This window comes from Gelidibacter gilvus (assembly GCF_004115975.1).
Classification (GTDB): Bacteria; Bacteroidota; Bacteroidia; order Flavobacteriales; family Flavobacteriaceae; genus Gelidibacter; species Gelidibacter gilvus.
On record NZ_SDDZ01000006.1, the window covers coordinates 217,483 to 230,265 of the forward strand.

Genomic DNA, 12,783 nt, shown 5'->3' on the forward strand with positions numbered 1-12,783 from the left:
TTAAACACCTAATTCAAGGAATAATAATCATAAAAATTGACCAACTTTTAGAGAAACGGCGACAACAAACGCACCATTCTTTCCCACAATTTCATGTATTTAGGACGGTTGAGCCATTCTTCCGCATCGATAAGTTCTGAATCCTTCAAATCCTCCTCAAATACTGCGGTGAGTTGTTTTGTAATTTCCTTACTGTACACCATGGCATTGACTTCAAAATTGAGGTCAAAACTTCTGTAATCCATATTTGCCGACCCAACGATTGCTAAATTATCATCAATAACCATAGTTTTTGCGTGAATAAAACCTTTGTTGTATTTGTAGATTTTGGCGCCAAATTTCAGTAATTCGGTATAATAGGCTCTTGCAGCGGCATCGACCATTTTGGAATCGGATATCCCCGGAATTATAATTTTGACGTCCAATCCGCTCTGAACAGCAATGATCAAAACATCCATTAAACTTTCACCAGGAATAAAATACGGACTTGCGATGTAAATCCTTTTCTTGGCAGAACCAATAGCCTCCAATAAAGAATAGAAAATAACGGGCTGTGGACTGTCTGGTCCTGAAGCAGCAATTTGTACAATGTCATTTTCTATAGTCTCATGACTGGTTTGATCAGGAAAATAAACTTTACTATAATCAAATCGGTTGGGGCTGGAAAAATTCCAATCGCATAAGAATAAATACTGTAAGTAAGCTGTCGCGGGACCTTCAATCACCAAGTGAGTGTCGCGCCAATATAAGTGATTTTCTTTCTTAAAATCATTCCGGTATTTATCGCTCATATTGATGCCTCCAACAAATCCGATCGTGCCATCAATAATTATAATTTTTCGGTGATTTCGATAATTGAGCCGGTTGGCAAAAGCGTACCAGATAATTTTGTAAAAAGGGATGGTTTGAACACCAGCATCTTCCAGTCTTTTGATGAATGACCTACCGAAGCGACTACCAAAATCGTCGTACATAAATCGGACCTCAACGCCTTCTTGAGCTTTTCTAATCAAAACATCTGCCACGGAATTTCCCGTGATATCGTCCTCATAGATATAATACTCTATATGAATGTGCGATTTGGCGCTTTCTAAAGCTTTTAATAGTTCTGGAAATTTTTCTTCGCCATTGACAAGTAATTTCACCTTATTGTTTGCCGTTAACGGACTGAATCCCGAACGAAGGATAAACTCTGATAGATTCTGATATTCTGAAGCTACCAACCCGGAATTGCTTATCGATTCGGAATAGATGTTCATTCTCTCCTTAATGCTTTTCCGAAAAGGCTCGTCGTCAACAATCTTTTTGGAATAGAGTTTTCGTTTTCGGTAATTGATTCCTACCGTAAAATAGAAAATCATTCCAATAAACGGAACGAATATAATAAAAAGGATATATGCCAATGCTTTTGTGCTACTCCGGGTATCAAGCAGCACTCTTAAAATAACGAAAACCACCAAAAGTGCGTAGGCAATTTCTGCGAGTATAATCCAATTCATATTAAAAGACAGCGTTTATTTGGTTAAATTAAGACATTTTTTCAATCCTAAAGTGGATTCACTGTAAAAAAAAGACCTCACAGTTCCGAAATATTCGGCAGCCTGTGAGGTCTATATTTTATAAATTTGACCTCTTAAAAATCAGTGAACTTATACGTGTTGTTTACCAACAACTTCCTCAAGCGCCTCTTCACTTTCTTCTTGATATAAATACCGTTCCTTACTGTCATCCATCTCATCCATCCATTCTGTATGGTGGGTTTCTGCCATAGTGCCCGTAACCACACTCTTAAACGTTTTGTCACGGTAGGTTAATATATTTTCATCCTTATCTTTAAGCCATTCCTTAAACATCACTCCTACTTCATCCACGTTGAAATCAGGATAGTCTGAGAGACTCAGTAAATCTTTGATATAAGCACTTTGAAAATCGACATGATCAAAACTATTTTCCAATTTGTCATTGTCTTCCAACCATCGGTCAATATCTACACGTCGTTCTCTTTTTGATGGCATCTCCATTCTGTCCATCATAAAATCTCTTGCCACCCAAGCCTGGGCATCAAACATATTAAAAGTGTAATATTGATCTTGCATGCCTAAAAAAATCAGCTTCGGAAGATTGTTATAGAAAACTCCTTTGTACAAATGATCCGGATAGAGATTGTTTTTGGTTTTCAAACGAAATTCATCCGGTAAAAAAGGAAATTTATGTTGGTAACCTGTACACATAATCACAGCATCATATCTTTCGGTGGTACCGTCTTTAAAATGCGCGATATCGTCTTCAAAATGTGTCAATAACGGCACTTCTTTAATTCCCTCTGGCCAATTAACACCAATAGGACTGCTCCTATAGCTCAAAGTTACCGATTTCGCACCGTGCTTATGGCACTGCACACCAATATCTTCAGCAGAATAGCTACTTCCAATAATTAAGATGTCCTGATCTTTATAGGGGTCAGCGCCTCTAAAATCATGGGCGTGCATAACTTGACCTGGAAACTGCTCTATGCCTTTGAAATAGGGCATATTTGGCGTCGAAAAATGTCCTGACGCCACCACGAGATAATCAAATTCTTCAGTGTAGGTTTTATCAATTTTCAAATCGTCAAAAACAACCTCAAATTTCTCGGTTTCGTCATTGTAATTCACCCAACGCGCTGTAGTGTCAAAACGGATATAATCACGAATTTTATTCTTTTTGATCCGACCTTGGATATAATCAAACAAAACGGGTCTTGGCGGATAGGATGAAATCGGTTTTTTGAAATGTTCATCAAATGAATAATCCGAAAACTCCAAACACTCTTTTGGACCGTTAGACCATAAGTATTTGTACATGCTACCATGGATTGGCTCACCATATTTCCCTACGCCTGTGCGCCAAGAATAGTTCCACATGCCTCCCCAGTTACTTTGTTTTTCAAAGCATACTACTTCCGGCACTTCCAATCCTGCATGTTTTGCGGCTTCAAAAGCTCTCAATTGTGCCAAGCCACTTGGCCCAGCACCAATGATTCCTACGCGCTTTTTGTTCGTCTTTCGTTTGTTATTCATATATATTTATAAGTTTTGCATCTGAAAATAAATTCTTGCTCCAAGAATTATTGACAGACAATTATTAATTCGATTTAATGATAGAAACTGCGGTCTGCAGCAAAAAAAAAACAACGCAAACCTCCTGAGAATCAAGGAGCGAAACCTAAGTTTTGGCGTCATTTTACCGATGTGGATAATATAGTGAATTTTGATTGTTTTAACAAATCCTCGACCCTAAAGAAATCATAAAACTTGAGTCTTTTTTCACAAGAAATAGGATGTTAAACTATAGAAATGCCTTAACCCTTCAGAATGATTATTTGGGAGGCGGCAAATAGGGATTTATTTTCTTTTCACGAATGAGATAGATGCCTATAGCGATGAGAACAGCGCCAATGAGATACCAAAATGTAAATTTTTCGCCATCCAAAACGCCCCAGATCACGGCTACAATAGGCAAAACATAACTCACGGAACTCGCAAAAACAGGAGTTGTATTTTGAATGAGTTTGTAGTATAAAGACATAGCAACAGCTGTGCCGAAAATGCTTAAAAATCCGAGATAACTCATGGCTTCTGTCCTTTCAGGAGTCCATTCAAAATTTTGGAACAGGTCCGTAAAAAATAATATAACCAAAGAAGGAATAGCCCAAAACGTAAATACTGCGGCAGTTAATTTGATGGAAGAGAGATTGGGGATTTTCTCCTTTATCACCAAAGCATTGATTCCATAAGAGGCACCTGCCAGGACGACAATCATGGCGTACCAAAATTGGGAACTATCGGTATTGACCTCGGAAAAATAAATAAGGCTTGCTGCTCCCAAAAATCCGATGACCGCACCCAATACTTGAGACCATCTGCTTTTTATTCCGAAAAACAGAAACCCAAAGGCTAAGACAAACATAGGAAACAACGCGTCTAATATTCCAGCTAATGAGCTGCTCACTTTCTGTTGCGCTATGGGAAATAGAAACATAGGTAAAAAATTTCCGAAGAACCCTGCAACAATCACCCAAAACAATGTTTTGCGAGGCATTTTAAAAATAGCGGGAAGACCAATAAAACCAAGTAAAAGACCTGAAATTGCCACACGAATAGCGCCAATCTCATAAGGCGAAAATCCGAGTAAAGACTTTTTAACCAAGATGAACGAGCTTCCCCAGGTGAGGGAAATTACGATGAATAAAAACCATCGGTTGTTTAATAATTTAGCCATTGGTTGCGAAGTTTTATATCTGCTATTTGAAATCTCACATTAATCGTGGTACGTGGTGTAGTTTTTCTTTGGTTCACTGATAAAAATGCCCATCCATTGCGAACCAGTTACTAAGAAAATAGATTATTACTAAAAATAACAGTCGAAAATCATAAAGCAGAAATCTCTACAATTTTCGACTGCGACAAATATAAGTATGTTTTAAAATTGACTGTGCATCAATCTTATTTAAATTAGTGAAACTCAATTTTTAAATGTTGCGAAGCAATGCATTAAAAACTGATAGTTGTCCCGATAGTTATCGGGATAATCCCGCTTTCCTGTGGCGCTGCTTAGCGTTATTCAACGGGATCTTTGGGTTTTATTCCCCGACGGTCTGCATCGAAGTAAAAAAAGTAATTCTAATTTGATACCTCGTACCCTTGGTTCGAGGTAGTTCATTTGTTTATTCTAAAGTTTGTTCTCCTCCTCCATTTACAAACAGTGTTTGACCACTCACCCATTCCGAAATTGGCGCTGCAAAATACAACATCGCACCAGCAATATCATCGGCAGTTCCCAAACGTTTGATTGGCGTATGCTTTAGCATGGTGGCTTCAATTTCTGGGGTCAGCACACTTTCTAAAGCCGCTGTCCGAGTTGCTCCTGGACCAACGGCATTTATGCGTACTTCGGGTCCAAAATCGTGCGCTAAGTTGGCAACAGTATGGTTCACGGCTGCTTTTGATCCGCCATAGCCACTCATGTTCGGACTTCTATTGATACTCGACATTGATGTTGTAAATACAATAGAACCATAACCTTCTTTTTTCATGTGTGGCACTGCCAATTGACACAACCTCCAACCACTAAACACATTCAGTTCATAATCGCGCTTGATATCGTCAACAGAGATTTTAGACGGATTTTCTCGTCCGCCTCCGCCACCGCCAGCGTTATTTATCAAAATATGAATGCCACCCAATTCTTTTACCGTAGTATCTATTAGATTGACTAAATCGTCGTCCTTTAAAACATTACAAGACACTGCAATCGCTTTGACTCCAAGTGCTTCAATTTCTTTAGCTGTTTTTTTAGCATCTTCCAAATTGAAATCGCCGATGGATATATTAGCTCCGTGTTTTGCTAACAACATCGCTGTTGCTTTCCCAATTCCGTTTGCTCCGCCTGTGACTATGGCAGTTTTTCCTTTTAAGTCAAATAGTTTTGATATTTCCATAATGTATGATTGATTATTTATTATTTATTGGGATAACAATATTGATTTTCCATCCTGCAAGGTTTTCAAAACCTTGTAGGTCTGTTTTTGGATCTTTATTATTCTTGTTTACCGATTGTTTCAATGAAAAAAACTAAGAACATTATTGAAAAGCTTCTTTCAAACCTTATCCTATTCCTTTTTAAATACCGTCTTTCCTTCTTTTATCGTTTCTAAAACTTGAATGTTTTTGATGTTCATAGGTTCCACTTTTAAAGGATTTTTATCTAAAATCACGAAATCCGCCAATTTACCTTCAGATATAGAACCTTTTAAGTCCTCTTCAAAATACTCATAAGCAGCGTTGCTGGTAATGGCTTGTATTGCCAAGTATGGCGTCGTTCTCTCGGTGTCGCCAATTACGGCACCAGAACGTGACACGCGATTTACCGCAGACCAAATCGTAAAAAGCGGATCGATTGGCGTTACCGTAGCATCAGAATGATTTGTGGGATTTAAGCCTAATTTCTTGGCAGAAACCATCGGACTTAAAAAATGTGCTCTTTCCTTTCCTAAATTTTCTACGTGGAGATCGCCCCAAAAGAAAGCGTGATTGGTGAAAAACGAAGGTTCCATATTGTATTTCACAAATGTTTCCAACTGGTCCATACGCGCAAACTGAGAATGAATGATAATCGTTCTTCGGTCTTTATCCAAAGCTTGGTTTAATTGCTTACAGGCATTTTCATGTGCTTCAATAATCATATCCACAGTAGCATCGCCATTGCAATGAATAAACAATTGATTTTCATTTTCATAAGCGGTAAGAAACAAGGCGTTTATAGTTTCTTGAGTTAAACTTGGCAAACCTCTACAGTCGTTTATGCAACCCGGAACTTCGGTTAAAAAGGGCTTGGTAAAAAATGCCGTCTTTCCTTGGGGAGAACCGTCGGCTACAATTTTTGTGCCCTGAACTTTAAATCCGTTTTTGTAGTTTTTAAAATGCAGCGTACTGTCTTTGACATTGCTATCCAATTCGGCATAACCTGCCAGTGAAACCAAATCTATTTTTAATTTTCCTGCATCGGCTTGCGATTGAAAAAACCGAATGGTATTTCTATCGGTCATTCCGTCTTGTGCCGTAGTGATCCCATTGGACGCATAATACTCTTGTGTCGTATCAAAATAGGTTGCCTGATCCTTCGCCAGAATCTCAAGCATATTGCCTACAAAAGGATACATGGCGGTCTCTTGCACCAATCCTGTCGGTTCTTTTGAATTGGGAAAACGCTCGATGTTGCCACCTTCCGGACTCTTACTTTCTGCATTGACATTCAATTTCTCAAGCGCCAAAGTGTTCGCAACACCCATGTGTCCGCTGGTATGTTGTAAATACACCGGATTGTTTGGCAGTACTTTATCGATGTCTCTTTTGGTAGGATGGCGTTTTTCGGCTAACTCTCCATCATCGTAACCCCAACCAAAAATCCATTCGCCGTCTGGAATATTGCGATCTTCTTTGAACGTTTCTAATTTCTTTAGAATATCATCAATATTGACCACCGTTCCTACGGGTTCTGGATTAAGATCAACCTGCCCCATCGTATTGGAAACCATCCCAAAATGACTGTGCGGATCGATAAATCCTGGCAATAAAGTTTTTCCGTTAAGGTCTATTTTTCTGGCATTTGCATATTTTGATTCGGCATCTTTCTGACTTCCAACAAAAACAATCTTGCCATTTTCCTCAACAACTGCCTCTGCATATTCTACCTGATCTGAAGCCACTGTGATGATATCGCCATTATAGAATAGTTGAGAAATCTCAGAGGATTTTTTATCGTTCATAGCTGCTTTTTCACCGTCTTTACAACTAAAAAACAAGGTCAGCACTAAAATAATGCAAATGGATGTTTTCATATATTATGTCTCTTAAGCATTAAATCTTAAAGTGATGAGCTGCTTCTTCATTAATAACCGTGCCTCAAGATCATTATAATAATTATCGTAAGTCCGCACGGGTTTAAATCCGAGATCCTCATATATTTTTTTGGCAGATGCATTATCGGGGTGAACGGTCAAACAGATTTCTGTACTCAAATCGTTTTCAAGGAGTTCTACAAGTTTTTCTGTGAGTAGTTTTCCCATTTTTTTTCCACGTGCTTCAGGGTGAACGCCTAATGACAACACCCAACCCTGACTTGTGTTTTTATTGATATTACCCAACACATAGGCGATAACCTTTCCCTCCTCTTCAGCGACCAAGAAATACTCATGGGAAATATCAAACAACTGCCTTAAAACAAATGGCGGATAACTTCCGTCGTTAAAACTTAAAGTTTCGATTTGGTAAACAGATTCAAGATCTTCTAAAGTTGCTCTTCTTATGTTCATGTCTGATTTTTTAAGGTTTACACAAGCTATTAAAGTCAGGGAATTAAGAATTTTTTAATAATATTAGTGATAACGGCACTTTAAATAAATTTATTTTTAATGGACATCACGAATTATGAGTTCCACTCCCTATCCATATCCTTCATGACTTCCTCGTAACGTTTTCTTAGTCCTTCAGATATCTTTTTAGACGATTTATGCAATCTTTTAAGCTGAAATGCTAAAGCAATACTGAAGAGTCCTGCAAACATGAAACTCAACGCTATCAAGACCACAATACTCATACCTGCAAAAAGTGGATTCCAAATTAATATGAAGGAAAAAATAGTTCCTAAAATTCCTAATACCAATAATACGCCCCAATTTTTATCGCCATATCTTTTGACATCCATAGCAAATCCAATGGCAGAAACCGATCGGAAGAGGATGACAAAACCAATATAGAACGCCATGACAGTGATAGTAAGCGCTGGATGGCTCATAAGAGAAATACCTACAATAAAAGTGATAATTCCGAATGCCAAAGACCAGCCCCAATTTTCCAATTGGTGTCTATTGACTATTGAAAAAACCGTCTCTGAAATGCCGCCAAATAAAAACGACAATGCAAAAAGAAAGGACAAGGTGAGCAATGAACTTCCTGGCGAAGTAAATGCCACAATACTGACAATGATAAAAAATATACCTACAAGCAAAGGAATATACCAATGTTTGATGGCGCTTTTGATTGATTTTAAGAAAGTTGGTTCCATAATTTGAATTTTTAATGTATTAATTTAAACTTCTAAGACGTTGATTATTACAAGCTAAGTTAAATCGAATAACAGATAATATCAATGACATGAATCAGCTTAGCAATAATTATAGGATTACTGTATGATTAGTGCAGTAATACAATGTCTAAGACCTTATTTTCTACCAATGTAAACTTACAATCCTTATAGGACGGTGCCGAGAATTTTGGTTTGACATTGTTTGAAAAGCCATAACCTTCCTTTGGAATTCCAAGGAAATTACGGTTGCATTCGTTATCAGAATTTTCATCATGATATAACGATATGGCATAATCACCTTTTGGTAAATCTTTGATCACGATAGTTTCAGTGCCTTTATCAACAGCGATTTTATAATTTTTGATAGCCACACCGTCTTTCAAAAAGTCCTTATCCGTATTAAAGACGCCAATAATTATTTCGCCTTTGAGAGATTTAATGTTCTGAACGTTAATGGTCAACTCCGGATTGTCGTTACCGAAAAAGCTGGTTAAAAATGATAGATATAGAATTAATATTTTCATGATTTAGGTTTTAGATTAAAATAATGGTGCATTTGTTTCGCATCTTTTGTTTTAAAGGCTTGATAAGGTTCTGACTTTTTTAGCAAAAACCATTTTATGGGCTTCTTAAAAAGTGATGCGGCAGTTTTTTTAAGTGAGGACACTTTTTTAGCCTCCATTTCAAAATGATCCTGCAAACTATCCCTTCTAAACTGAACGATATTTTCTAAATCATCACCATCGGCATAAAACCCACAGTGAAAATTTTTATCCGCAAACGCATGTTCCGGAAAATCGACCGCTCCCAATCCGAAAACTGCGAAAGATCGTTCCAAAAAATGTTCATAACTGATCCTGCAACTTTCGCCTCCTCCTAAATTAAAAATCCTTTTAGACAGCTCCTGTTGCTTCTCAATGCCATTTACAAACGCGCGGGCGGTATCTCGTGGCGTAGCAATTTCCAAAGCCGTATTTAAAGGCTGATGGAACATCAACTTGCTCATTTTGTGATTGCCCATTATGGCTGCCAATCTGAAAATTGTCCAGTCCAAATGGCTTTCTTGGAGTAACTTTTCAGCGGCAATCTTTGTCTCGCCGTAGGCATCTCCTTCACTCGGAGTAAGTGCATCACCAACTTTAATATACGGATTTTCGACACGATCGCCATATATAGAAATGCTGGAGCTGTACATGAAAAATGCGTTTGGAGAATGCGCTTCCAATTGTTTAATAAGATGACGGGTACCTTCAGTATTTACTGCTTTCGCAAGCTCTGGATGCTCATCTGCCAATGGCGGAATGATGGCAGCCAAATGAATTACCGCATCGATGTTTTTAATAGACTCTAAGTCTTTCGGATTTGAAATATCCCCATAAATAAGATTAATTTGATTGGCGAATGGTTCTAATTTCTTTTCTGAAAGCTTCGTCTTTTTATCAAAAACTGAAATAGTGTATGTGCCTTTTTCGATAAGCTGTTTCAAGGCTTCAAAACCCACCGTTCCGGAGGCTCCTGTAAGTAAAATATTTTTCTTTGTCATGAGGCGTTTATTGACATTAGTATTTAATGATAGGACAAATGTCCATCTTTTACATTTGCCGGTTTTGTATATGGGTGTTCTTGATGCTGGTTTTCTCCCATAATATGAATGACTTTCCAACCATTTGCTTTCAATTGATCTGAAATCATGGAGCGATGACAACGCCACCAAACGGCTTCAGAACACATGATGGCACATCTTTTTTCTGAAGCCAAAGACTCTAATGTTTTGAATGCATTCTTAAAATCAGAAGTTTCCATATAATCGGCATAACCTCTGAAAGATGGGTGATTCCATACGGTATTTTTAGAATCTTGGGAAGCTTTGCGTCTTCCGCCCAAAGCTTCTATATGTTTGTAATCAATTCCATTTTTAAGTAAAGCGGATTCGAGAGTTTCTGTATTAAACTGCGGAAATTTTCGTGAACCTGGAAAGCGTCGTACATCGATGAGCAATGCTATCTCATCATTCGTGAGCAACTCCAAAAACTCTTCAAAAGTTCTGGTTGAATGTCCAATAGTCCATACCGATGTATTGTGTTCCATCACGATGTTTTTTAATCACACAGAATCTATCCCATTTTTTTAATGTTCTGAATAACTCCACCATCCACTAAAATATCAGTCCCCGTAATAAAACTGGCGGCATCAGTGGTTAAAAAATGAACAACTCCAGCAACGTCCTCAGGTTGACCGTTACGTTTTAAAGGTGTCGCCTGTTTTATCTTTTCCATTCTTTCAGGATGTTCTGCGGCTGCTTTCAATGCCATTGGGGTTTCAATTACTCCAGGAGAAACGGTTACGATTCGCGCACCTTTCCCACCCCACTTACTCGCGTTTTTTTGGGTGAGCAAATGAACACCTCGTTTAGCGAAATTGTACATCGTGTCTGATGAACCATCCACAAACTTACTTACAATATCAAAGGATTCTGTTGCTTGCGGATTGATAAGCGCTTCATCATATTCTGGGTTTGCAGGAACGGCGTGCGCCATCATGGACGAAAGCAATACCGCTACCGAATCTTTTTCGGCAAGCTCATAAAAGGCATCGACCAAAAGTTCTGTTGCAATCAAATCAATAGTAAACACTCTTTTTAGGTCTTTAACGGTGCCACTGACTCCAGCAGTGTGTATTAATGCTTTTAGTGCACCCTTCTCAGAGACAAATTTGGCAAGCTTATCTATATCTTTTTTATCTGTAATATCACAAGAAACTCCTGACACATCAAACCCATCTTTTAACAAAGATTCGACTGCTTTATCAACTTGATCCTGTGAATAATCAGTTAGAATTATTGGTTGATCCTTAAAAACCTGAGCACATGCTTGCCCGATTCCACCAGCTCCTCCAGTAATTACTATATATTTTTTTTGAACATCCATTTTAAAATTATTTAAATATTTATATGAAATAAAATAAACAGGCATTAGTCAAAACTAATTTATTAACCAATGCCTATTATAATATGCAAGAACTTTTAGTAGCGCGTTACGGCACCAAATCCGTTGAATTTATCTAATTCTCCTTTTGGAAGGAAAACAACATCACCTCCAAAATCCATATTCATCTCAATCATCTCATCATAAATATCGTCTATGACATCTTTGTCTGTTCTATGATCTTCCGAAACATAAACAATTTTATCATCTTCTAAAATTGCCGGTTGAAATAAGCCTTGCTCAATAAAAAGTGTTTGTATTTTTCCTTGGGAAATAGCTCTCCAAATATCATTTGTGTCACTTAAGAATTTATTTTCAGATACCGCTTTAAGCAATTCCGCTTTTCGATCATTGTTTCTTTTGGTGTTATAGGTTTCAATGATCTTGTAAGCTTCTGAAACGATGGCATGATCTTTTTTAGCCATTCTATTTTTATTTAAATAGGTATCGTAAATGCTCTGCTTTTCGTCGGCGACTTTTAAATATTCTGAATAGTTTTCTTCAACAGTGGAAATTAAGACTGGAAGCGGATTTTGTTTCCTGATACTGTTCACTTCTTTGTCCACTTGATTGAAAAACTCACCAATCAAACTTGACTGCCGCGATGCTGTAGCTGCTTGAGTCTTGTTTTTGGTAAAGGATTGTTGGTTCTCCATAGGAAATGGCGATCCAAATTCTTTTACGACCTTATCATTTAGGGCCTCAATTAACCGTGCTTTATCCTGACTCAAAACCAATAAGTAATAGTGGGATTCAGCGTGAATAGACCGCACTAAATCTCTTGTAGCAAACGTATTATCAATGATCACACGATCTACAACTTTTATTGGCAATCTTGAATACTCAGCAACATCATGGTTCACAAAAAGCAATAAGCTGTCCAAATTGCGACTGTGATCAATCTCTTTGGCAAGCGCATGCAGTTTGTCAATTAATTTTGCTGCATCCTTTTTGGTCGTATCTGCAAGAAGTCTTGTTTCAACTTCTTTGATATGATTTTTAAGGACTAATTCGTCTTTAAGGTAATCAGGTTTAGTTCGGTGGGAATTCATGATGATGGTAATACAGTTTTCCGAACTGATGTCTTTAAGCTTTTTTAAGGTTGTGTTCATTTTTCAAGTTTTAAATTGATTAATAAATATTATTTCAAATTGCCTTGGATGATTTATAGTCA

The 12,783-nt window shown here is 37.7% G+C and carries 12 protein-coding genes; all 12 read right to left on the minus strand.

All coding sequences use genetic code 11. From position 1 onward, the window contains the following. Positions 1–47: 47 nt before the first annotated feature. A complete protein-coding gene (cls, locus tag ESZ48_RS11925) occupies positions 48–1,499 on the minus strand; it encodes a cardiolipin synthase (RefSeq protein ID WP_129017714.1) in 1,452 nt (483 codons plus the stop codon). Positions 1,500–1,649: 150 nt separating this feature from the next. Next, positions 1,650–3,059, minus strand: coding sequence for a flavin-containing monooxygenase (locus tag ESZ48_RS11930; RefSeq protein ID WP_129017715.1), 1,410 nt, complete (start codon positions 3,057–3,059; stop codon positions 1,650–1,652). A gap of 298 nt (positions 3,060–3,357) precedes the next feature. Continuing rightward, complete coding sequence (locus tag ESZ48_RS11935; protein ID WP_129017716.1) at positions 3,358–4,260, minus strand: DMT family transporter; 903 nt, start codon at positions 4,258–4,260, stop codon at positions 3,358–3,360. A 445-nt stretch (positions 4,261–4,705) separates the two neighbouring features. Beyond that, positions 4,706–5,479: a glucose 1-dehydrogenase gene (locus tag ESZ48_RS11940; RefSeq protein ID WP_129017717.1), complete on the minus strand. Its 774-nt coding sequence runs from the start codon at positions 5,477–5,479 to the stop codon at positions 4,706–4,708. 171 nt (positions 5,480–5,650) lie between these two features. Beyond that, positions 5,651–7,378: an amidohydrolase gene (locus tag ESZ48_RS11945; protein WP_129017718.1), complete on the minus strand. Its 1,728-nt coding sequence runs from the start codon at positions 7,376–7,378 to the stop codon at positions 5,651–5,653. 12 nt (positions 7,379–7,390) lie between these two features. After that, positions 7,391–7,852: a GNAT family N-acetyltransferase gene (locus ESZ48_RS11950; protein ID WP_129017719.1), complete on the minus strand. Its 462-nt coding sequence runs from the start codon at positions 7,850–7,852 to the stop codon at positions 7,391–7,393. Between the two features lie 113 nt (positions 7,853–7,965). Next, positions 7,966–8,604, minus strand: coding sequence for an HdeD family acid-resistance protein (locus tag ESZ48_RS11955; RefSeq protein ID WP_129017720.1), 639 nt, complete (start codon positions 8,602–8,604; stop codon positions 7,966–7,968). A gap of 128 nt (positions 8,605–8,732) precedes the next feature. Continuing rightward, a complete protein-coding gene (locus tag ESZ48_RS11960) occupies positions 8,733–9,149 on the minus strand; it encodes a DUF2141 domain-containing protein (protein ID WP_129017721.1) in 417 nt (138 codons plus the stop codon). Beyond that, positions 9,146–10,168: an NAD-dependent epimerase/dehydratase family protein gene (locus ESZ48_RS11965; protein ID WP_129017722.1), complete on the minus strand. Its 1,023-nt coding sequence runs from the start codon at positions 10,166–10,168 to the stop codon at positions 9,146–9,148. The genes ESZ48_RS11960 and ESZ48_RS11965 overlap by 4 nt, the downstream gene beginning before the upstream one ends. 23 nt (positions 10,169–10,191) lie before the next feature. Then, positions 10,192–10,713 (minus strand): DUF488 domain-containing protein, encoded by a 522-nt coding sequence (locus ESZ48_RS11970; protein ID WP_129017723.1) that lies wholly within the window; start codon positions 10,711–10,713, stop codon positions 10,192–10,194. Positions 10,714–10,739: 26 nt separating this feature from the next. Further along, positions 10,740–11,552: an SDR family oxidoreductase gene (locus tag ESZ48_RS11975; protein WP_129017724.1), complete on the minus strand. Its 813-nt coding sequence runs from the start codon at positions 11,550–11,552 to the stop codon at positions 10,740–10,742. Between the two features lie 95 nt (positions 11,553–11,647). Next, positions 11,648–12,721 (minus strand): AOC03_06830 family ribosome hibernation factor, encoded by a 1,074-nt coding sequence (locus ESZ48_RS11980; protein ID WP_223266437.1) that lies wholly within the window; start codon positions 12,719–12,721, stop codon positions 11,648–11,650. Positions 12,722–12,783: the final 62 nt, after the last annotated feature.